Origin of the sequence: Burkholderia sp. BCC1208, assembly GCF_902833095.1 — a bacterium.
Taxonomy (GTDB): Bacteria; Pseudomonadota; Gammaproteobacteria; order Burkholderiales; family Burkholderiaceae; genus Burkholderia.
Genome location: NZ_CADFDY010000001.1, coordinates 585367 through 606162 on the forward strand (window position 1 = coordinate 585367; position 20796 = coordinate 606162).

Consider the following 20796-nt stretch of genomic DNA (forward strand, 5'->3'; position numbering starts at 1 on the left):
GCACGCGCATCGCGGCGCTCATTGGTCCGCGGTTGGCCGCAGTTCGGGCGCGTTCATGTCGTCCACCCATTGCAGTTCGGCCGTGCCGTTCTTCCTGAAATACACACGCAGGTAACGCGACGTCGGCGATTCCGGCTGCGGAATCGTCACGTCGATCGTCTCGTGCTCCGCCGGGACGCCGCGCTGGATCTCGTCCAGCGGCTGCGCGAATGCCCAGTACAGCTTCACCTTCCGCCCCGGCGTGACCTTGCAGCCGCACGCGAACCCGCCGCCCCCGCCGAATGCCTCGCCCGCGTCCCGTGCCGACGGATTGCCGAAGCATCCCGACCGGTGTTCGTTGTCGAGCCGGAATTCGTGAAGCTTGCGAGCGTACTCGTTGTATCCGGTGACGCACACGGTACGCGCCTCGGCTGACGCATCGCCGTCATGCTGCCCGCATCCGGCAAGCACGCCCGGCACCGTCAGCACCCATGCGAGCGCCCGCGCCCTGATCCTCATCGACGGCCCGGCACGCGTGGCGATGCCGTGCAACGCGTGCCGGGCCACGGCACGCACGGGTACGTCATCCCCTTGCGCCGACTCCCTCACCCGCGCCGCACCCAGATCACTTTCCCGTCTCGAATGCCGAGATTGCGGCGCTCCTGCCGATAGTCCATCGTGCCCGGCAACGACTTGCCGTCGCGCTCGAGTACGCGCCACAGGCAACCGTCGAGCAGCGCGCCCGCATCCGCCTCGGTCTTGCCGACCAGCGCATCGTCCGGCGCGGCATCCGCCTTGCATACCTGCGCGGCGCCCGGCTCCAAAGGGGGTCTGGCCGCGCCGCCCGCAGTGGCGTTGGGGTGCTTCGTGTTCATGTCGGCACATCCTGCAAAGGTTGTGCTCGCAACGAGTGCAGCGAGCATCGCGATCGTGTTCTTCATCGGTTTCTCCCTGTCGCGGCCCGGCGGTCCATGTGCGGCATTCGTGCACGACCGGGCATCGCATGCGTGATCGGTTCCGCACGCTGCCGGCCGTTTCCCGATGGAGCCGGCCGGCGAATGGCGGCCTTTCGCGACCCGGCCGAGCCGCCTCGGCGCACCGGCGTCGCAGGCCCGGCCTGACGCCGAACCCGCCCGCATGTTACCGCACGCGGCTCGCAGCGACGGCGCCACCCCGACGCATCGTATGCACCTGCGCGCGCCGCCCCGCGTCGGCAATCCGCTCAGAACTTGTACGTCACGCCCGCGATGCCGTAGTAGTTGCTACGCGACTGCACGATCGGGCTGTCGCCGGCGCGGCCGAGCAGCCGCGTCACGCCGCCGGTCGCGAGCACCGACCAGTGCCGCGACAGCGTCCAGTTCCACGCCACCGCCATCGCTGCGCTGTCGATCCCGCCGCTCGCCGAATACGGCCGGAACCGGCTCGTCATCGATTGCGCGTCGGTCACGCCGTAAAAGGTCTGCATGTAGCGTCCCGAGCCCGCGTGCACGGTGCCCGTCACGATGATCTCGTGCTGCGACGTCTTGAGCACCGGCACCGCAAGATCCACGTGCCCCGACACGCCGCGCGACGTATGTGTCACGGGCGTATCGATCGTGACGCTCAGTTCCGCCGCATCGAAGAGCGTCACGCCGGCGCGCACGCCCACGAGCACCGAGCCCGGAATCCGGCCCATCCCCTTCAGGTAGTCGGAGCCCGGCAGGTCGAAGCGGTTCTCGTCCGCGCGGCCCGCGTCGTAGCTCACCGCCGCCGACACGAACGCACCGTGCGGCAGGTTCAGCCGGTAGCCGGCGCCCTGCGTGCTGTCGACGAAGAAGCCATTGCCGAACGTGGCGGAAAACGACGGCGCCACGACGCCGCGATACTGGTTGCTGCCCTGATAGCGCGGTGCGAACCCGCCGCCGAGCGACAACGAATACTGGTTTTCCGCGTGGGCGGCGGCGGCGAGGGTCAGGCCGGCGAGCGGCATGCAATAGCGGTAGCGGCGAAGTGATGGGCGCACAATATTGAGATATGAGTGACGAAGCCCGCAGTCTAGGTGCCGCCCTGCGCCGAGACTGTCCTGAATGTGCGGAGAATCTGTGCGCAATTGTGTTCGATTGTTCGAGATTGTCGCCCCGCTGCCCCGGCAGCCGGCCCGCCGGATAGAATTCGCGTGCCGCGCCGCGCATCGGTCTGCCGGGAGTGAGATGGCGCGTGCATCCTGAGGAGATCATGAACGAAGTTCCGCTCAAATACCGTGTGCTGCTGATCGAGGACGACGATCGCCTTGCGCAGCTCGTCCGCGAATACCTCGACGGCTATGAATTCGGGGTGACGGTCGTACGGCGCGGCGACCTCGCCGTCGCGGCGGTGCGCGAGCACCAGCCGGCCCTCGTGATACTCGATCTGATGCTGCCGAATCTCGACGGCATGGAAGTCTGCCGACGCATCCGCGCGTTCACCAACGTCCCCGTGCTGATCCTGACCGCGCGCGTCGACGTGTACGACCAGGTCGCCGGGCTCGAGACCGGCGCCGACGACTACGTGACGAAGCCGATCGAGCCGCGCGTGCTCGTCGCGCGCGCCCGCGCGCTGTTGCGCCGCGCGCAGCCGGCCGCCGCGGAAGCGCCCGTCGCCGCGCCCGACGCGCTCGTATTCGGCGAACTCACGATCTCGCCGCCGAACCGCACCGTCACGTGGCGCGGCGAGCCGGTCGATCTGAAGACAGCCGAATTCAACCTGCTGCTGATCCTCGCGCGCGCGGCCGGCACCGTGCTGAGCCGCGACGACATCCTCAAGCAACTGCGCGGGATCGAATTCGACGGGCTCGACCGCTCGGTCGATTCCGGCATCTCGAAGCTGCGCCGCCGCTTCGAGGATGCTTCATCGGAGCCGCACAAGATCAAGACGATCTGGGGCCGCGGCTACCTGTTCAGCCCTTCCGCGTGGGACGAATAAATGCTGCGCCCGTTGCTCCGGTTGTACCTCGTCGTGATCCTGTTCGTGGGCGCGTCGATCATCTTCATCCAGTTGTCGTTCGACCGGATCTTCTACGAGCGCGTCGCGCAGGCGCAACGCGACTCGCTGACGACCTATTCGTTCGTGCTGAACGACTACCTCGAACGCCATCCGGGCGCGCAGCGCGAGCTCGCATTGCGCGAACTCGCGCTGCACGGCCGCGAAGGGTTCGGCTTCATGTCGATGGCCGACGCGCGTGGGCAACTGAGCGGCGCGCCGCTGCGCGATCTCGACGCCGGCAGGATCGCGATCAGCTACAACGGCAAGGATTACTACATGCCGCTCGCGGACGGCTCGGTGCTGCATGCGCGGCCGATCGAGGCGCCGGACCTCGACATCCGTATCTATGCGTACCTGCTGCTCGCGCTCGCGACGCTGTTCGCGGTGGCGCTGTGGATTCACTATCACTGGCGCGACATTCGCCGGCTGCAGGACGCCGCGCGCGCATTCGGCGCCGGGATGCTGTCGACGCGCGTGAAGCTGTCGGGCAAGTCGAACATTGACGATCTGTCGCAACAGTTCAACGACATGGCCGCGCGCATCGAGGCGTCGATCAAGCAGCAGCGCGAAATGATGCACGGCATCTCGCATGAACTGAAAACGCCGCTCGCCCGACTCGAATTCGGGCTCGCGCTGCTCGCCGATCCGGACGAGACGGACCGGACGCGCGAGCGCCGCGACGCGCTGCGGCGCGACGTGCGCGAACTCGACGATCTCGTGACCGAGCTGCTGACGATCGGCCGGCTCGAACAGGGTGCGAGCGAACTCGCGCCAATGGAAGTCGTCGTCGACGCGCTGATCGACAGCGTCGCCGGCAACGTCGCGGACGACATCGCCGATCGCGGCATCGCGCTCGACGTGTCGACGCTCGACGCGCCCGCGACCCACGTATGCGATCCGAAGCTCGTCGCCCGCGCATTGCTGAACCTGATCCGCAACGGCGCACGCTATGCGTCGCACAAGGTCGTGCTGGCCGCCACGCGAGATCGGTCCGGTGCGCTCGTGCTGAGCGTCGACGACGACGGGCCGGGCATTCCGCCCGCCGAGCGCGCCCGCGTGTTCGAGCCGTTCCAGCGGCTCGACTCGAGCCGCGACCGGCAGACCGGCGGCTTCGGGCTCGGGCTCGCGATCGTCCGACGCGTCGCGCAGGTGCACGGCGGCGACGTGCGGCTCGAGGATTCGCCGCTCGGCGGCGCGCGCTTCGTGGTCACGCTGCCCGTGCGCGCGCTGCCGGACAGTCTGTTCGACGTCGCGCGGGACGTCGCGAACCCGCACGCCGATGCGCGCCGCGGCAGCGGTACGGGTACGGCCATCCCGCTTCGATGAAACAGGCCGGCGCCCATCCTGCCCTCGCCTTCGCTCAGCGCCGACGCAGCAGCGCGACGAAGAACAGGCTGCCGAACAGTGCGGTCACGATGCCGATCGGCAGATCCTCCGGCGCCGCGAGCGTGCGCGCGGCGACATCGGCCCACACGAGCAGGATCGCGCCGGCCAGCGCGGCGACCGGCAGCAGCCGACCGTGCTCGGCCCCGACGAAGCGACGGCACAGATGCGGCGTCACGAGCCCGACGAAGCCGATCGCGCCACTCACCGCGACCATCGCGCCCGTCGCGAACGACGCGACGACGAACACCTCGCGCCGCATCCGCGCGCTCGGCACGCCGAGCGACGCGGCGGCGACATCGCCCGACATCAGCGCATTCAGTTCGCGCCGACGCGCATAGAGCGCACCGCCGGCGAGCACCGCGCACACGGCCGGCACCGGCAGCAGGTCCCAGCGCGCGAGCCCGACCCCGCCGAGCATCCAGAACAGCACCGACGACGCGGCGCGTTGATCGCCGAGGTACAGCAGCAGGTTGCCGAACGCGGCCATCATGAACGACACCGATACGCCCGCGAGCAGCAGCCGGTCCGATTCGAGCCGGCCGCTGCGATAAGCGAGCGCGATCACGCAGGCGGTGGCCGCGAGCGCCCCCGCGAAAGCGGCGGCCGACAAGGTGAACGGGCCGAACGCCGCGCCGGCCACCACCGTGACCGCGATCGCGCCGAGCATCGCGCCCGCGCTCACGCCGAGCAGGTGCGGATCGGCCAGGCGGTTCGCGGTCGCCGCCTGCAACGCGACGCCGACCGCCGCCAGCGTCGCGCCGACGATCGCGGCCAGCAGCGCACGCGGCATCCGGATCAGCCAGACGATGCTGTCGTCGCCCGCGGCCGCCGCGAACGCATCGGCGCCGCCAAACGCGGACGCGACGTGCGCGGCGACGATCCGCACCGCGGCCGGCATCGCGATCGGCGCGGGACCGAACGCGGCCGACACGACGATCGACACGATCAGCAGCACGGCCAGCACCGGCACCACCACGCGCATGCCGGGCCGGGCCGCCGGCCCGCGCACGCTCATCGTGCCGCTCCGGAAAATGCGGCCGGATACAGCGCACGGGCGAGCGTCTCGACCGCCGCGACGTTCTCCGGGCCCGGCGTCGCGGCATCGTACGGAATCACGACGAAGCGCCGGTCGCGGATCGCGGCCACGCGCGCGAGCGCCGGCTGGCTCGACAGGAACTGCCGCTTCTGCCCGGCCGTGATCGCCGAATAGTCGACGATCACGATCACCTGCGGATCGCGCGCGACCACGCTTTCCCAACTCACCTGCGTCCAGCTGCGCGGCAGGTCGTCCATCACGTTGCGCGCGCCCGCCGCCGCGAGCAACGCGGTCGGCATCGCGAGCCCGCCCGCCGTCATCGGCTTGTCGGTGCCGCTGTCGTACACGAACACGCGCAGCGGCGCCGGGCGACCGATCGCGCGCGACACCGCCGCGAGCCGCGCACGCATCCCGGCGACGACCTGCGCGGCGCGCGCCTCGACGCCGAAGATCCGGCCGAGATTGTTCAGGTCGCGGAACACGTCGTCGAACGATGCGGCCGACTGCTTCATCACGTGCGAACACGATTCGGTCAGTTCGTACGTGAGGATACCGAACGGTGCGAGCGTCGCCGGCGTCACCGGCCCGCCGACATGCATCCCGTAGTTCCAGCCCGCCAGATAGAAGTCGGCGCGCGCGGCGGCCAGCACTTCCAGCGACGGATACTGGCTCGCCAGTTCGGGCACGCCGCGCAATGCGTCGCGCACGCGCGCGGTGCCCGTCTTCCAGCCGCCGATGCCCGTATAGCCGACGAGCCGGTCCTTCAGGCCGAGCACGAGCATCATCTCAGTGAGGTTCACGTCGTTGCTCACCGCGCGCGTCGGCGCCCGCTCGAACGTCACGTCGCGATCGCAACTGCGCACGGTGACGGGATGAGCCCCCGCGTGAACGGCCGCACCGGCGAGCACGGCAGCGGCGAGCAGCCGGCGGGAAATGGAGGACAAAACGGAGGACAAGACAGGAAACGGCATGGCGGTCATTCCGGATGAAGCGGCGTGATGCGCGGGCGGCCCGTGACGGGATGGCGATCGACGAGCGCGGCGACGCCGAACACGTCGCGCAGCAGCGCTTCGGTGAGCACGTCGTCCGGCACGCCGGACGCGACGACACGGCCATGTGCGAGCACATGGATCCGGTCGCAATACGCGGCCGCGAGATTGAGGTCATGAATCGTCGCGAGCGTCGCGATGCCGAGGCGGCGCACGCGCGCGAGCAGTTCGAGCTGGTGACGCAGATCGAGATGGTTGGTCGGTTCATCGAGCAACAGCAATTCGGGCTGCTGCGCGAGCGCGCGGGCCAGCAGCGCGCGCTGTTTCTCGCCGCCCGACAGCGACGCGAAGCGTTGCGCACGACGCTCGACGAGACCGACATCGTGCAGCGCGGATTCGACGATCCGGCGATCGTCGGCCGACTCCGCATCGAACGGCCGCTTGTGCGGCGTGCGGCCCATGCCGACCAGTTCCTCGACCGTCAGCCCGAAATCGTCCGGCGTTTCCTGCTGCAGCACCGCGATGCGCTGCGCGAGCGCACGCGGCCGCATCCGCCACACGTCCTGCGCGTCGAGCGCGACGCGGCCCGCGTCGGGGCGCGCGTAACGGAACACGCAGCGCAGCAGGCTCGTCTTGCCGCTGCCGTTCGGTCCGACCAGACCGACGAATTCGCCTTCGGCCACCGTCAGCGTCACCGAATCGAGCACGTCGACCGCGCCGCCGGGAGACCAGCTCACGCGTTCGATGTCGAGCATGTGTGTAACCGGACGCATGTCGTACCGCCCTAGAAGCGCATCGTCGCGACGAGCTCCGCCGAGCGCGATGGACCGAGCAGCCATTGCTCGCCGCCGTTCGACGTCGTCACCGCGTATGTGCGGTTCGCGAGATTGCGCAGATACAGTGCGAGCTCGGTGCGCGATGTCGGCTGCCAGCGCAGCGACGCATCGAACACCGTATACGACGGCACCTGCACGCGATTCGCGTCGTCGCCGTAGGTCGCGCCGACGTAACGCACGCCCGCATTCGCGTGCCAGTGCTCGGCGAACGCCCAGCCGAGCCACAGGTTCGCAGTCTGCCGCGGCACGCCGGACGGCACGTTGCCGGCCCGCGACACCGTCGCGCCGCCGGCCGTCTGGTTGAATGCGTCGTAGCGCGCACGCAGCAGCGCGACGTTCGCATCGATCGTCCAGCCGTGCGGCAGCCGTGCGCCGCCGGTCAGCTCGACGCCGCGCGACGACTGCCGGCCGACCTGCTGGCGCAGCGCCGGATTGAACGGATCGGTGCTGAGCAGGTTGCGTTTCGTGATGTCGTACATCGCGAACGTCCAGTACGCGCGACCGTCGAGCAGCGTCTGCTTGAGCCCGGCTTCCCACTGTTCGCCGGTCGCGAGCCGATAGTTCATCTGCGACGCGGACAGCGTCACGAGCGAGCCGACGCCCTCCGCCCCCGTCGTGTACTGCGCATACGCGCTGAACGTCGGCGCGATGTCGAATACGAAACCGGTGCGCCAGCCGACGTTCGCGAACCGCTTGTCGAAGCCCGTGCCGGTCGCCGCCTGCTCGCGGCTGAACGCGATGTGGTCGTAGCGCAGACCGCTCACCCACGCGAGCCGCGGCAGCACCTCGAGCCGATTCTCCGCGAATACTGCCGCCTGCCGCGCGCGCGTGCCGAACTGCGGGACGGTCGGGTCGGGGCTCGTGAAGACACCGGGATCGAAGCCGTGCGCCGGCACGGTCGTTTCGCCGCCGTACGGCGAATTGTTGATGCCGCTGAACGTGATCTGGCTGAATTCCGTGCCGGCGGCGAGACGGTTCGCGCGACCGAACAGCATCCCGTCGAAACGCGCGCTCAATCGGTCACCGATCTGCCGCTGGTGGTGGCCGATGTCGAGATAGTCGCCGCGCGTGACGCGCCCCGTTACAGGGTCGAGCACATACGACTCGGCGTTGCGCCAGTGGCGGTTCGACGTCAGGTAGTAGAGCTGATTGTCGATCGTCACGCCGGCCGCGGGGCGGTAGCGGGCGGACAAGCGCGTCCACTGGTCGTAGTACGAAATCGTCGCATCGCCGACGGTGTAGTTCAGCTTGCGCAGCGACGGATCGAGCACGCCGTTCGGCGCGGGCACGCCATAGTACGTCGCGGGCATCTGCCGCCCGTAGTCGTAGTCGAGCGTCAGCGTGAGCTGCGGGCTCGCGTCGAACGTCAGCGCGCCGCCGACGGCCGTCATATGCGTATCGGCCCGCTCGGCGAGACCGTTCGCGCGCGCATCGCTCGCGTAGAAGCGATACGACAGCCGCGGACCGAGCGCGCCCGTCGTATCGAACGCGAAGCGCTTCGCGCCGTCGGGGCCGACGCCAACCTGCAGCGTCGTCTCGCGCGTGCGCTGCGGCCGCTTCGGCACCACGTTCACGACACCGCCGATCGCGCCTTCGCCGTACAGCACCGATGCCGGGCCGCGCAGCACCTCGATGCGCGCGACCGACCACGTGTCGAACGGAAACGTGATCGTGCCGGCCGCCGGCATCAGCCGCACGCCGTCGAGCAGCGTCATCACCGATTCCTGCCCGCTGAAGCCGCGCACGCTCAACGCGGTGCCGCCGGTGCCCGGCGCGATCGCGCTCGACAAGCCGGCCGTACGCGTGACCGCATCGAGCACCGTGCGATCGCCGCGCGCCTCGATCGTGTCGGCCGTGACGGTTTCGACGCTCGCGGGCGTGTCGAGGCTGGCGAGCCCGAGCCGCGAGCCCGTTTCGAGCGGTTGCGTCAGCGGATCGGCAGGTGCGGGCGAAGCGGTGACGTTGATCGCCGGCAGCGCGTGCCGGTCGTCCGGCGCCGGTGCGGCAGCTTCGGCGGCCAATGCACCGGTGGTGGCCATCGCGCAGCCCAGCAAGGTCGTGCAACTGCGTGCCGCGCGTGCGTGCCAGGCGCTCGTGTTCCGACGCGTCGCGGCATGGCGCCGCTCCCCGCGCGCCGGGGTGTGTCCGGTTCTCGTCACGTCGTATCGATCTTCGTAGGTGGCGTCGCACGCGGCCGACCCAGGCACCCCGGCCGGCCGGCGACGAAAACGTCAGATGATACAATATATCAATTTAATCCGTCAGGGTTTTGACAGCTTGGGTTGGTTCTCGCCCCGCGCATCCATACCCGGAAACAGAACTGCACCCCCACCCCAGCTAGTCGCCCTGCGGCCGGTTGCGCACCGCGAATGCGTGCCGGTACCTCATGACCGCGCCCGACGCCAGCCCCCACATGTCGCGCAACTGCGCGACCGATCACGACCGTTTGCCCGCCAAAGCCGCCTGCTCCGACCGTCACGCCGTCCTGCGTATCGTTCGTGAACGGCTTCAGGAACGGTTCTCCGTTACACGGGGAAATGCGCGACGACGCAGCGCCGGCCGTTACTCAGCGGCCGACCTCCTTCCATTTGCGCGCGAGCCCGAGCCGCTCGAAACGCTCGATCAGGAACTCGGTGAAGACGCGGATCTTCGCCGGCTGGTGTCGTCGGCTCTGGTACGCGATGTTGACGGTGAGCGCCGGCAGTTGCCAGTCGGTCAGCACCGGCACCAGCTTCCCCGCGACGATATCGTCGTGAACGATGTAAAGCGGCTGGATCAGGATGCCGAGCCCCGCGAGCGCCGCGGCGCGGATCACCTGCCCTTCGTTCGCATCGAGCACGCTCTTGATCGTGACCGACTGCTTCTTCGCCCCGTGGCGGAAATGCAGCACGTACGGGTCGTTCGCGAGGTTGTAGACCAGCAGCCGGTGATCGCCCAGCACGTCGGGCGTGGTCGGTGTGCCGTGCTTCGCCAGATACCCGGGCGACGCAGCCAGCACGCGCCGCGTCTCGGCGAGCTTGCGCACGGTGATGCCCGAATCCGCTTCGTGTTCGCGCGTGCGGATCGCCACGTCGATGCCGGCCTCGATGAAATCCGGGTAGCGGTTCGCCGCGACGATCTGCACGTTCAGGTTCGGGTAGCGCCGATGAAACTCGGGCAATGCGGGCGCGATGTAGATCGATGCGAACGACACCGACGCGGTCACGCGCAGCGTGCCGGCCGGATTGACGCTCGCTTCGTTGACGGCCGCGTCGGCTTCCGACAGCTCCGTCAGGATCGCGACGCAACGCCGGTGGTACTCGTGTCCGGCGTCGGTCAGCCACAGCCGGCGCGTGGTCCGCTCGACGAGCCGCGCGCCCAGCCGCTCTTCCAGCGCGTTCAGGCAGCGGCTCGCCGCCGCGCTCGACATGCCGAGCCGCTCGGCGGCCTTCGACAGGCTGCCGAGTTCCGCCACCTGTACGAAAAACTCGATCTGCGCCCACTTGTCCATGCGTTCGATTCTTCCACCTGGCGGAGAACAAAACTCCTCCAAACCTACTTTTTTACGATTCGAGGAGGAATTAATGTTACGTCAACGCGCCATCGAACGACATCAGGAGACACCCCCCATGCGCAATCTCGACGAAGACACCATCACGCAGGCCGTGATCGCGTCGCTCTCCGGCTGCCGCGACGAGCGGTTGCACGCCGTGATGACGAGCCTTGTCCAACACCTGCATTCGTTCGCCCGCGAAACGAAGCTCACCGAGGCCGAGTGGCAAGCCGCGATCGGCTTCCTGACGGCCGTCGGCCACATCACCGACGACAAGCGCCAGGAATTCATCCTGCTGTCCGACGTGCTCGGGCTGTCGACGCTCGTGACCGCGCAGAACCATGGAAAGCCGGCCGGTTGCACGGAGGCGACCGTGTTCGGGCCGTTCTACGTCGACGGCAGCCCCGAATTCGGGATGTTCGACGACATCGCGAACGGCGCATGCGGCGAGCCGTGCTTCGTGTCGGGCCATGTACGCGGCATCGACGGTACGCCGGTCGCGCATGCGTCGCTGGAAGTGTGGCAAGCCGACGAGGACGGCCACTACGACGTGCAGTTGCCGGACGACGACGGTTCGGTCACGCATCGCGCGCGCGGCCGGCTGCGCAGCGACGCCGACGGCCGCTATGCGTTCCGCTCGATCCTCGCCGAGCCGTATCCGATTCCGCACGACGGCCCCGTCGGCGCGATGCTCGATGCGCTCGGCCGGCATCCGTGGCGCCCCGCCCACCTGCATTTCATGATCGAAGCGCCCGGCTACGAAACGCTGATCACGCACGTGTTCCGCGACGGCGACCGCTACCTCGACTCCGATGCGGTCTTCGGCGTGCGTTCGACGCTCGTCGCCGACTGGGTCCGGCATGCGCCCGGCATCGCGCCCGACGGTTCGCGGATGGACACGCCGTTCTACACGCTCGACTACGACTTCGTGCTGAATCGCGCGCAGCGGGCCGTGTGATCCGGCACGTCGTGATGGGGAAGGTTGCAGGCGCAACCGATCGCGAGCGCGCGAAAGCGTGCGCCGGTGTCAAGAAGGTTTTCGAAAGCCCGCGCGGCCGGATTCCGGGCATGACGCAACTCGAGGTCGGCGCGGATTTCAGCGCGACCGATTGCGCGTGCGACCTGATCCTCGTCGCCAGCTTCGAGTCGCGCAAAGCGCTCGACGGCCATGCGACGCAACCCGAACACGCACACGTACGCGACGCACTGACCGGGTCACGCGGCAACCGCCGCGCCGCTCAACCGCCAGTCTTGAACGCCGGCAACTGCTGCCCGAGCCGCGCGCCCATTTCCGCGCCGAGCGCCTGCAGTGCATTGAACGGCCGGATCATGACCTCGAACTCGACGATCCGACCGTCGTCGTCGAAGCGGATCATGTCGATCCCCTTCAGCGCCTTGTCATCGACGGTCGCGCCGAACTCCAGCACGACGCTCTTGCCGTCGTCGGTCACGAACTGGCGGTGATACGTGAAATTCTCGAGAATCGTGATCACCGTGCGCAGCGCCATCAGCAGCGCGGGCGCCGGCCCGTACGGCTTGAACGCCATCGGCGAACGGAACACGGCGTCCGGATGGACGATCGATTCCAGCGCGCCGAAATCCTTGCGCTCGACCATCTCATGCCATGCATCGAGCGATTTCGCGACAGCGGGATGAAGAGGCAGCGGGGAATGTGTCATCGAAGTCTCCAGCATCGTTGTTGAACGGAACGGAACGGAAACGAATCGGTATCAAAGGGTCGCGGCCAGCGTCGTGCCCTGGTGAATCGCGCGCTTCGCATCGAGTTCGGCGGCCTCGTATGCACCGCCGATCAGATGCACGCGGCATCCGGCGGCCTGCAGTTGCTCCGCCAGCTCGCGCGACGGCTCCTGCCCCGCGCAGATCACCACGTTGTCCACCGGCAGCGTCTGCTCGACGCCGTCGATCGTCACGTGCAAGCCGTCGTCGTCGATGCGCCGGTACGTGACCGCCGACGACATCCCGACGCCGCGCGCCTTCAGCGCCGTGCGGTGAATCCATCCGGTGGTCTTGCCGAGCCCGTCGCCGACCTTCGACGCCTTGCGTTGCAGCAGATCCACGTGCCGCGCCGCCGGTTCGGGCCGCGCGCGGCCGAGCCCGCCGGCATTCGCATACGATCGGTCGACGCCCCATTCGCTGAAGAACCGATCCGCATCGACACGCTCGGCGCCGTCGCGACGAACGAGATACTCGGCGACGTCGAAACCGATGCCGCCCGCGCCGACGATCGCGACGCGGCGGCCGACGGCCTTGTCGTCGCGCAGCACGTCGAGATAGCCGAGCGCTTTCGGATGCCCGATGCCGTCGATCGGCGGCGTGCGCGGCACGATGCCCGTCGCGATCACCACTTCGTCGAATTCGCCCTGCAACAGCATCTCGGCGGTCGCACGCGTATCGACGTGCAGCGCGATGCCGCGCAGTTCGATCTGCCGGCGGAAATAGCGCAGCGTTTCGTTGAACTCCTCCTTGCCGGGCACCTTCTTCGCGATGTTGAACTGGCCGCCGATCTCGGCGCCGGCTTCGTACAGCGTGACCGCGTGACCGCGCTCGGCCGCCGTGACCGCGAAGCCGAGGCCCGCCGGCCCGGCGCCGACCACCGCGATCCGCTTGCGTCGCGGCGTGGGTTGGATCACGAGCTCGGTTTCATGGCACGCACGCGGATTCACGAGGCACGACGTGATCCTGCCGCTGAACGTATGGTCGAGGCACGCCTGGTTGCAGCCGATGCACGTGTTGATTTCGTCCGCGCGCCCTTCCCGCGCCTTGCGGACGAACTCGGCATCGGCGAGGAACGGTCTCGCCATCGACACCATGTCGCAATAGCCGTCGACGAGCAGTTGCTCGGCGACTTCCGGCGTATTGATCCGGTTGGTCGCGACGAGCGGAATGCCGACCTTGCCCATCAGTTGCCGCGTCACCCAGGCGTATGCGGCGCGCGGCACCTTGGTCGCGATGGTCGGGATGCGTGCCTCGTGCCAGCCGATGCCGGTATTGAGGATCGTCGCGCCGGCCGCCTCGATCGCCTGCGCGAGCCGGATCACCTCGTCGAGCGTCGAGCCGCCTTCGACGAGATCGAGCATCGACAGCCGGTAGATGACGATGAAGTTCGCGCCGACGCGCTCGCGCACGCGCCGCACGATCTCGACCGCGAAGCGGATGCGGTTGTCGTACGCGCCGCCCCACGCATCGTCGCGATGGTTCGTGCGCGCGGCGATGAATTCGTTGATCAGATAGCCTTCGGAGCCCATGATCTCGACCCCGTCGTAGCCCGCGTACTGCGCGAGCGCCGCGCACCGCACGAAATCGGCGATCGTCTCGTCGACCTCGTCGCTGCTCAGCGCATGCGGCGTGAACGGGTTGATCGGCGCCTTCAGCGCGCTCGGCGCCGCAAGCGTCGGGTGATACGCATAGCGTCCGAAATGCAGGATCTGCAACGCGATCCTGCCGCCCTCCGCATGCACCGCACGCGTCACGACGCGATGACGTTCGGCTTCCGCTTCGGTAGTCAACATCGCGCCGCCCGGTGCCGGACGGCCGCGCTCGTTCGGCGCGAAGCCGCCCGTGACGATCAGGCCGGCCTCGCCTCGCGCACGCTCCGCATAGAACGCAGCCATCCGCTCGAAGCCGTTCGGCGCTTCCTCGAGGCCGACATGCATCGACCCCATCAACACGCGGTTCCTGAGCGACGTGAAGCCGAGTTCGAGCGGGGTCGTCAAATGCGGATAACGGGATGTCATCGGGCGTCTCCATTTTTTATGCAACAAGTTGCACGGATGGTAGCCCGTCGACCTCGTTTATGCAACATGTTGCAGAAACATGTTTTCGTCGTTTGTGCTACGGCCCCGATATGGCAAGATGCGGTTCATTGCGCCGCCTCCTTCGATCCGACATGTCCCTGCCTCACGCGCTTCTCACCGCTCTCGCCGAACGCCCCGGTTCGGGGTCCGAGCTCGCCGACCGCTTCGACCGCTCGATCGGCTATTTCTGGCAGGCGACGCACCAGCAGATCTATCGCGAACTCGGGCGTCTCGAGGAAACGGGCTGGATCGAATCGCTGCCCGCCGAGTCCGGCCGCGGCCGCAAGCGCGCGTACCGGATCTTGCCGGCCGGCAAGAAGGAATTGCGACGCTGGATCGCCGAACCGGAAGATCCGACACCGCTGCGCGAGGCGTTGATGGTGCGCCTGCGCGCGGAAGCCGTGCTCGGGCCGGCCGGCCTCGAGGACGAGATCCGGCGGCGCATCGCATTGCATCAGGAAAAGCTGGACGTGTATCTGCAGATCGAGGCGCGCGATTTTTCGACGGCCGACGATTCACGCACGAAGCGCCTGCAGCATCTGGTGCTGCAGGCCGGCATCGCGAACGAGCGGTTCTGGGTCGAGTTTTCGCAGCATGCGCTCGATACGCTGCGTCTGCCGAAGGACTGAAGGCATCGACGCAGGACCGGCGGCGTTCGTTTCAGCACCGCCCGGCATCGTGCGCCCGGGCTACCGGATCGCCACGCCTTTACAACGGTCGCGCCGTGCCGCTTTCTTGAAGCACCACCGCGCGGCTTGCGTTGAACCCGCCGCGCGCCGAAACCGGATCACGCGTCCGGAAAAATCACCACCTTGCCCTTCACCTGCCGGTTCGCCATCCGCGCGATCGCGTCGGCCGCGCCGGCCAGCGGCACGCGCTCGGTGATCGCGGGCCGAACCTTGCCGGCCGCGAACCATTCGGCGAGCGTCCGCATGTTCGCGGCATGCTGCGCCGGATCGCGCCGCACCGCGTCGCCCCAGAACACGCCGAGAATGTCGCGCTCCTTCAGCAGCGCAAGGTTCAACGCGATCTTCGGGATCTCGCCGGCCGCGAAGCCGACCACGAGAAACCGGCCGCGCCACGCGGTCGCACGCAGCGCCGCTTCGCTGCTTGCGCCGCCCACCGGATCGTAGACGACGTCGGCGCCGCGCCCGCCGGTCAGTTCGTCGACGCGGCGGCGCAGGTCTTCGGTCGCATAGTCGATCGTCTCGTCGGCGCCCGCTTCACGGCACAGCGCGAGCTTGTCCGCGCTCGACGCTGCCGCGATCACGCGCGCGCCGAGCGCTTTCGCGATCTCGATCGCGGCGATCCCGACGCCGCCGGCCGCGCCCAGCACGAGCAGCGTCTCGCCCACCTGCAGGCGCGCGCGCTGCTGCAGCGCGTGCAGCGACGTGCCGTAGGCAAGCACGAGCGCCGCGCCCTGCTCGAACGTCATCCCCGGCGGCAGCGCGGCGAGCTGGTGCGCATCGGCCACGCACTGCTGCGCGAACCCGCCGTGCCCGGTAAACGCCATCACCGAATCGCCGGGGCGCCACGCGGTGACGCCCTCGCCGACCGCGTCGATCACGCCGGCAAACTCGGCGCCCGGCGAAAACGGCAGCGCCGGTTTCACCTGATACAGACCCTGGACGATCAGCGCGTCGGGGAAATTGAGCGACGCCGCCTTCACCTGGACCCGGACCTGCCCGGCAGCCGGTTCAGGAATCGCGACATCCTCGATGCGCAGGCGATCGATCGGGCCGAATGCGGTACACAACAGGGCTTTCATGCGCTTCTCTCTCCTTGCGCGGCATGGCCGCGCATCGATACGGTGTACGGGATACCCCGCGCGGCCGGTTCGCGACGCGTATGCGATGGCCATCGGCATCGGCAAGATCGTCTGTATTCCGGAATATCGTCGAAGTCACGTTCAGAACCACGCGTCGCGCATGTCGAGCGTCGTCGTGTCGATGCTCGACAGCAGGTCGAGCTGCGCATCCACCTTCGGCAGTTCCCAGCGGAAAAAGTAACGGGCCGCCGCACGCTTGCCGTCGTGGAAATCTCCGTCGTGCCCGTGCGCCGCGAGCGTCACGTCGAGCCACAGCCATGCGACGACGAGATGACCGAACGCTTCGAGATACACGCTCGCGTTCGCCAGCCGCGTCCGCGGATCGCCGATCGCGCTCAACTGGCGTGTCACGTCGCACAGCCGCGCCCAACGCCGCGCCAATGCATCGGCTTGCTCGCGCATGCCGGCATCCAGCGCCCGTGCACGCTCGACGGTCGCATCGATCCGCGCATCGAGCGCGCGCAGCGACGCGCCATCGTCCTGGCCAACCTTGCGGCCCAGCAGGTCGAGCGCCTGGATGCCGTGCGTGCCTTCGTGAATCGGATTCAGGCGATTGTCGCGATAGAGCCGTTCGACCGCGTAGTCGCGCGTGTAGCCATAACCGCCGTGTACCTGGATCGCGAGATCGTTCGCGGCAAGACACCACTGCGACGGCCAGCTCTTCGCGATCGGCGTCAGGATGTCGAGCAGGCGCGCGGCATCGGCGCGTATCGCGGCATCGTCGTGCGCGCGCGCTTCGTCGACCTGCTTCGCGCAATACAGGATCAGCGCGAGACCGCCTTCGACATAAGCCTTCTGCGCGAGCAGCATGCGCCGCACGTCCGGATGGTCGACGATCGGCGCCTGCGGCGCGGCCGCATCCTTGCCGGCCGGCCCGAGCGGGCGCCCTTGCGGACGGTTGCGCGCGTAGTCGAGCGCGTGCAGATAGCCGGCATAGCCGAGCGCCACCGCGCCCGCGCCGACGCCGATGCGCGCTTCGTTCATCATGTGGAACATGTATGCCAGCCCGTGATTCGGCTGGCCGACCAGGTAGCCGATCGCACCCGCACGCCCTTGCGGCCGATAACGCGTCCCTTCGCCGAAATTCAGCAGGCAGTTGGTCGTGCCGCGATAGCCCATCTTGTGGTTCAGCCCGGCGAGCACGACGTCGTTGTGCTCGCCGTTCGCGTCGGCATCGGCGCCGGTCAGGAACTTCGGGACGATGAACAGCGAGATGCCGCGCGTGCCGGGTTGCAGCCGGCCGTGTTCGTCGGGAATCTTCGCGAGCACGAGGTGGACGATGTTCTCCGCCAGCTCGTGCTCGCCGCCGGAAATCCACATCTTGTTGCCGGTCAGCCGGTAGCGCGCGCCGAGCGGCGAATCGCCATCGAAATCGGCGCGCGTCGCGATGTCGGACAGCGACGAACCGGCTTGCGGTTCGGATAGGCACATCGTGCCGAGGAAACGCCCTTCCAGCTCCGGGCGGGCGAACGTGTCGATCTGAGCGGCGCTGCCGTGCGCGACGAGCAGGTTCGCATTGGCGACGGTCAGGAACGGGTACGCGGCCGTCGCGATGTTCGCGGCCTGGAAGAACAGGAACGACGCGGCTTCGACCAGTTTCGGCAAGCGCATGCCGCCGAGCGCTTCGTCGTGCCCCGCAGCGATCAGCCCGGCGTCCGCGAACGCGCGCACGGCCGGTTCCACCTCCGGGATCAGCGTCACGCGTTCGCCGTCGAATCGCGGCTCCTCGCGGTCGCCGCGCGCCGCGTGCGGCGCGAACAGCTCTTCGGCAATCCGCTCGCTGGTGTCGAGCACCGCGTCGAAGGTCTCGCGACCGTGCTCCGCGTAGCGCGGCAGCGCGGCGAGCGCTTCGGCGTCGAGCCAGTCATACAGCAGGAACGCGAGATCGCGTCGCGACATCAACAGGCTCATCGTGCCGTCTCCCGGGGTGCCGGCCGTGTCAGCCGAATGAAGGGTTGCGTGACTGCAAGTGCTGGCAGGAATTTAGCACGGTCGTTCGCAACCGACAACGGCGAACATCGGGGTCGTACATGCGCAAGCATCCGGCCGACCTTGCGGCCGGACCGGATGCCTGACGTCGACGCCGAACGCGCGGGAGCGAACTACCGCGCGATCCGCCTCACGGCGACCGCAACGCCTGCAACCCGAGCGTGAGCGCGTTGAACGACATCTCCGCGGCACCCATCGAGAAACTCGTCGTCTTCGCGGGCACCCCGGGCGTACGCATCAGCGCGTGAACGATCCGCTCGCTCGCATGGCCGTCGCCGTACGGATTGCTCGCCCGCGACATTTCCTCGTACGCGCTCTCGCTGTCGAACAGCCGCGACGCCTCCCAGACGATCCTGTCCTGATCGGTACCGACGAGCCGCGCGGTGCCGGCCTGAATCGCTTCGGGCCGCTCGGTCGTCTCGCGCGTGACGAGCACCGGCTTGCCGAGCGCCGGCCCTTCTTCCTGGATGCCGCCCGAATCCGTGATGATGAAATGCGCACGCGACATCAGGAATACGAACGAAAGATATTCCTGCGGCTCGATCAGGTAAATGTTGGGGATATCGCCGAGACGCGCGCGCGCCGGCTCCCGCACGTTCGGGTTCAGGTGCAGCGGATAGACGAACTGCGCATCGCGATAGCGGCTCGCCAGCGTGCACAGCGCGTCGCAGAAATGCCGGAACGGTTCGCCGAAACTTTCCCGGCGGTGGCCGGTGATCAGCACGACGCGCCGCGACGGTTCGAGAAACGGGAAGTACGCGGCGATCTTGTCCGACAGCGCGGCGGTGCGATCCAGCATGCGCTTGACCTCGTGCAACGCATCGATCACGGTATTGCCGGTCAGCGAGACCGCCCCGCCCGGCACGCCCTCGCTCAGCAGGTTGTCGCGTGCCTGCCCGGTCGGCGCGAAATGCCACGACGACACCGCATCGGTCACGCGGCGATTCAGTTCCTCCGGCCACGGAGACCAGATGTCGCCGCTGCGCAAGCCGGCCTCCACGTGACCGACCGGCAGATAGCGATAGAACGCCGCAAGGCTCACCGCGAGCGTGGTCGTCGTATCGCCGTGCACCAGCACGACGTCCGGCCGGAATTCGTCGAAGACCTTGCCGATCGCCTGAAGAATGCCGGTCGTCACGTCGGTCAGCGTCTGGCCTTGCCGCATCAGGTTCAGATCGTAGTCGGGCTTGATGTCGAACAGCGTCAGCACCTGGTCGAGCATTTCCCGATGCTGCGCGGTCACGCATACCCGGGCGTCGACATCCGCGTGCGCCTTCAACGCGCGCACCAGCGGTGCCATCTTGATGGCTTCCGGCCGAGTCCCGAACACAAGCAAGATCTTCTTCATCGTTATCCTCGTTTTTAGCCGCTTCGTGCCCGGCGATCCTGCACGTGGCGCGAAGCATGTATTCGGGCGGCGCATCCCGTACTCGCGCGCGATCGACACGCGGCGGTGTGGCGGGGCGAGCGTGCTGCCTCGTCCGCGCGGTCCGGGCCGCGCGAATCGTCGTACTACCGGCGTCCCGTTGCACTGAATCATTCACGTCATGAGCGTTCCTCGCTGTGTCGAGCGTCGTCCTTCCACTACAGCAATATTCAAACCAACCGGCCTGCATCCCGGCCCGCTTCGCTCCACGGCAGGCGCGTGCAAACGGCGCGTGACGGAATGTTTCACAACTGCTACGGACGCTCGCAGCGCCGGATCGACGCGACAACGAGAAACAGCCGTACGCTCGCGCGATCCGTCTGACGACGTCGTCCGATGAATCGCGCATGCGTGTCGAGCGCCGATGACGACGCAAATCGCGTGTCCCTTTCGATGCGCTTTGCGTCGCCTCGATTCGCCACTTTCGTCTGTGCAGTGCGTGGCGCGCACTCGCGTGTCGGTCACCGTCGCGCGCGCGGGATTTCCCCGCCATCCGACAGTGCTTGCGTCACACGAATCGCGGGTGTGGGAAATGTTGCGCTTGTGTAACGCGGAGCCGAAACCGTCAAATACATCGGAGTCCGGTCTAGTTGTCTCATGTGACGGCGGTGCCCGTTTCAATCGCTGGACCGATGCACACACCACGAACGACACACGACGGCCAGTTATGCCGAGCCGCACCCCGGCAACGCGACCTCGGCGGGTTGGACGACCCGGGTCGCCGCGCGATCTGCTCGCTGCGTGCGACCGACCGCATAGGGTCGAATGCGGCGCCCGCACGCTGATTCGTCAGTGAATCAAAACGCGTCGACCGCACGCCCGTCGCATCCGCTCCCCCTGCGCGGCCCCTTGCTGCGCGGGGCATCGCGGCAGATGGCTCACGCCTTGCTTGATGTCGGACAGGTGCGTCCCGAAGCACTGGCATGGCAGCAGACGAAAGGGGCGACAAAGCAACGAAGCCGGGAAGCGACGCGACGCAT

General features: G+C 68.0%; 17 protein-coding genes and 1 pseudogene. 5 read left to right on the forward strand and 13 right to left on the reverse strand.

Annotation, left to right across the window (positions count from 1 at the left end):
- Positions 1-18: 18 nt before the first annotated feature.
- The 3 genes from HWX09_RS02620 to HWX09_RS02630 all read right to left on the reverse strand — a co-directional run bounded on the left by HWX09_RS02620 (position 19) and on the right by HWX09_RS02630 (position 1948).
- Positions 19-498 carry a DUF3304 domain-containing protein gene (locus HWX09_RS02620; protein ID WP_034185471.1) on the reverse strand — a complete coding sequence of 160 codons (480 nt, stop codon included), beginning with the start codon at positions 496-498 and terminating at the stop codon, positions 19-21.
- Positions 499-584: 86 nt separating this feature from the next.
- A complete protein-coding gene (locus tag HWX09_RS02625) occupies positions 585-920 on the reverse strand; it encodes a hypothetical protein (protein ID WP_027784147.1) in 336 nt (111 codons plus the stop codon).
- Between the two features lie 281 nt (positions 921-1201).
- The gene (locus HWX09_RS02630) at positions 1202-1948 is read right to left on the reverse strand and encodes a MipA/OmpV family protein (RefSeq protein ID WP_027784146.1); all 747 of its coding nucleotides are present in this window, start codon (positions 1946-1948) and stop codon (positions 1202-1204) included.
- A 245-nt stretch (positions 1949-2193) separates the two neighbouring features.
- Between HWX09_RS02630 and HWX09_RS02635 the strand changes: the two genes are divergently transcribed.
- Both HWX09_RS02635 and HWX09_RS02640 read left to right on the forward strand, forming a co-directional pair.
- On the forward strand, positions 2194-2919 hold the full coding sequence (locus HWX09_RS02635) for a response regulator (RefSeq protein ID WP_027784145.1): 726 nt from the start codon (positions 2194-2196) through the stop codon (positions 2917-2919).
- Positions 2920-4305 (forward strand): ATP-binding protein, encoded by a 1386-nt coding sequence (locus tag HWX09_RS02640; protein ID WP_027784144.1) that lies wholly within the window; start codon positions 2920-2922, stop codon positions 4303-4305.
- A gap of 34 nt (positions 4306-4339) precedes the next feature.
- Here HWX09_RS02640 and HWX09_RS02645 read toward each other — a convergent pair whose 3' ends face one another.
- From HWX09_RS02645 to HWX09_RS02665, 5 genes are all read right to left on the reverse strand, one after another.
- Entirely contained in the window at positions 4340-5380 is a 1041-nt protein-coding gene (locus HWX09_RS02645) for an iron ABC transporter permease (RefSeq protein ID WP_027784143.1), read from the reverse strand.
- Positions 5377-6381, reverse strand: coding sequence for an ABC transporter substrate-binding protein (locus tag HWX09_RS02650; RefSeq protein ID WP_027784142.1), 1005 nt, complete (start codon positions 6379-6381; stop codon positions 5377-5379). Before HWX09_RS02650 ends, HWX09_RS02645 begins: the two co-directional genes overlap by 4 nt.
- Entirely contained in the window at positions 6378-7163 is a 786-nt protein-coding gene (locus tag HWX09_RS02655) for an ABC transporter ATP-binding protein (RefSeq protein WP_027784141.1), read from the reverse strand. Before HWX09_RS02655 ends, HWX09_RS02650 begins: the two co-directional genes overlap by 4 nt.
- Before the next feature lie 11 nt (positions 7164-7174).
- Positions 7175-9265 (reverse strand): TonB-dependent receptor, encoded by a 2091-nt coding sequence (locus HWX09_RS02660; RefSeq protein WP_027784140.1) that lies wholly within the window; start codon positions 9263-9265, stop codon positions 7175-7177.
- 527 nt (positions 9266-9792) lie between these two features.
- A complete protein-coding gene (locus HWX09_RS02665) occupies positions 9793-10716 on the reverse strand; it encodes a LysR family transcriptional regulator (protein ID WP_027784139.1) in 924 nt (307 codons plus the stop codon).
- A gap of 118 nt (positions 10717-10834) precedes the next feature.
- On the opposite strand from HWX09_RS02665, the gene HWX09_RS02670 reads away from it, so the two are divergent.
- The gene (locus HWX09_RS02670; protein WP_027784138.1) at positions 10835-11716 is read left to right on the forward strand and encodes an intradiol ring-cleavage dioxygenase; all 882 of its coding nucleotides are present in this window, start codon (positions 10835-10837) and stop codon (positions 11714-11716) included.
- A gap of 14 nt (positions 11717-11730) precedes the next feature.
- Positions 11731-11907, forward strand: a pseudogene (locus HWX09_RS02675) (Dabb family protein); the annotation flags it as partial.
- An 89-nt stretch (positions 11908-11996) separates the two neighbouring features.
- On the opposite strand, the gene HWX09_RS02680 reads toward HWX09_RS02675, so the two are convergent.
- Positions 11997-12437: a nuclear transport factor 2 family protein gene (locus tag HWX09_RS02680; protein ID WP_027784136.1), complete on the reverse strand. Its 441-nt coding sequence runs from the start codon at positions 12435-12437 to the stop codon at positions 11997-11999.
- A 51-nt stretch (positions 12438-12488) separates the two neighbouring features.
- Positions 12489-14513 (reverse strand): NADPH-dependent 2,4-dienoyl-CoA reductase, encoded by a 2025-nt coding sequence (locus HWX09_RS02685; protein ID WP_027784135.1) that lies wholly within the window; start codon positions 14511-14513, stop codon positions 12489-12491.
- A 152-nt stretch (positions 14514-14665) separates the two neighbouring features.
- Between HWX09_RS02685 and HWX09_RS02690 the strand changes: the two genes are divergently transcribed.
- On the forward strand, positions 14666-15202 hold the full coding sequence (locus HWX09_RS02690) for a PadR family transcriptional regulator (protein WP_027784134.1): 537 nt from the start codon (positions 14666-14668) through the stop codon (positions 15200-15202).
- Between the two features lie 158 nt (positions 15203-15360).
- On the opposite strand, the gene HWX09_RS02695 is transcribed toward HWX09_RS02690, so the two are convergent.
- From HWX09_RS02695 to wecB, 3 genes are all read right to left on the reverse strand, one after another.
- Positions 15361-16341 carry an NADPH:quinone oxidoreductase family protein gene (locus HWX09_RS02695; RefSeq protein ID WP_027784133.1) on the reverse strand — a complete coding sequence of 327 codons (981 nt, stop codon included), beginning with the start codon at positions 16339-16341 and terminating at the stop codon, positions 15361-15363.
- 141 nt (positions 16342-16482) lie between these two features.
- Complete coding sequence (locus tag HWX09_RS02700) at positions 16483-18312, reverse strand: acyl-CoA dehydrogenase (protein WP_027784132.1); 1830 nt, start codon at positions 18310-18312, stop codon at positions 16483-16485.
- Positions 18313-18520: 208 nt separating this feature from the next.
- Complete coding sequence (gene wecB, locus HWX09_RS02705) at positions 18521-19738, reverse strand: UDP-N-acetylglucosamine 2-epimerase (non-hydrolyzing) (protein ID WP_027784131.1); 1218 nt, start codon at positions 19736-19738, stop codon at positions 18521-18523.
- Between the last annotated feature and the right edge of the window lie 1058 nt (positions 19739-20796).

Excerpts from the sequence above, each read along its gene's own strand:
- HWX09_RS02620 (WP_034185471.1), bottom strand. The coding sequence starts at position 498 with ATGAGGATCAGGGCGCGGGCGCTCGCATGGGTGCTGACGGTGCCGGGC.
- HWX09_RS02625 (WP_027784147.1), bottom strand. The coding sequence starts at position 920 with ATGAAGAACACGATCGCGATGCTCGCTGCACTCGTTGCGAGCACAACC.
- HWX09_RS02630 (WP_027784146.1), bottom strand. The coding sequence starts at position 1,948 with ATGCCGCTCGCCGGCCTGACCCTCGCCGCCGCCGCCCACGCGGAAAAC.
- HWX09_RS02635 (WP_027784145.1), top strand. The coding sequence starts at position 2,194 with ATGAACGAAGTTCCGCTCAAATACCGTGTGCTGCTGATCGAGGACGAC.
- HWX09_RS02640 (WP_027784144.1), top strand. The coding sequence starts at position 2,920 with ATGCTGCGCCCGTTGCTCCGGTTGTACCTCGTCGTGATCCTGTTCGTG.
- HWX09_RS02645 (WP_027784143.1), bottom strand. The coding sequence starts at position 5,380 with ATGAGCGTGCGCGGGCCGGCGGCCCGGCCCGGCATGCGCGTGGTGGTG.
- HWX09_RS02650 (WP_027784142.1), bottom strand. The coding sequence starts at position 6,381 with ATGACCGCCATGCCGTTTCCTGTCTTGTCCTCCGTTTTGTCCTCCATT.
- HWX09_RS02655 (WP_027784141.1), bottom strand. The coding sequence starts at position 7,163 with ATGCGTCCGGTTACACACATGCTCGACATCGAACGCGTGAGCTGGTCT.
- HWX09_RS02660 (WP_027784140.1), bottom strand. The coding sequence starts at position 9,265 with ATGGCCACCACCGGTGCATTGGCCGCCGAAGCTGCCGCACCGGCGCCG.
- HWX09_RS02665 (WP_027784139.1), bottom strand. The coding sequence starts at position 10,716 with ATGGACAAGTGGGCGCAGATCGAGTTTTTCGTACAGGTGGCGGAACTC.
- HWX09_RS02670 (WP_027784138.1), top strand. The coding sequence starts at position 10,835 with ATGCGCAATCTCGACGAAGACACCATCACGCAGGCCGTGATCGCGTCG.
- HWX09_RS02680 (WP_027784136.1), bottom strand. The coding sequence starts at position 12,437 with ATGACACATTCCCCGCTGCCTCTTCATCCCGCTGTCGCGAAATCGCTC.
- HWX09_RS02685 (WP_027784135.1), bottom strand. The coding sequence starts at position 14,513 with ATGACATCCCGTTATCCGCATTTGACGACCCCGCTCGAACTCGGCTTC.
- HWX09_RS02690 (WP_027784134.1), top strand. The coding sequence starts at position 14,666 with ATGTCCCTGCCTCACGCGCTTCTCACCGCTCTCGCCGAACGCCCCGGT.
- HWX09_RS02695 (WP_027784133.1), bottom strand. The coding sequence starts at position 16,341 with ATGAAAGCCCTGTTGTGTACCGCATTCGGCCCGATCGATCGCCTGCGC.
- HWX09_RS02700 (WP_027784132.1), bottom strand. The coding sequence starts at position 18,312 with ATGAGCCTGTTGATGTCGCGACGCGATCTCGCGTTCCTGCTGTATGAC.
- wecB (WP_027784131.1), bottom strand. The coding sequence starts at position 19,738 with ATGAAGAAGATCTTGCTTGTGTTCGGGACTCGGCCGGAAGCCATCAAG.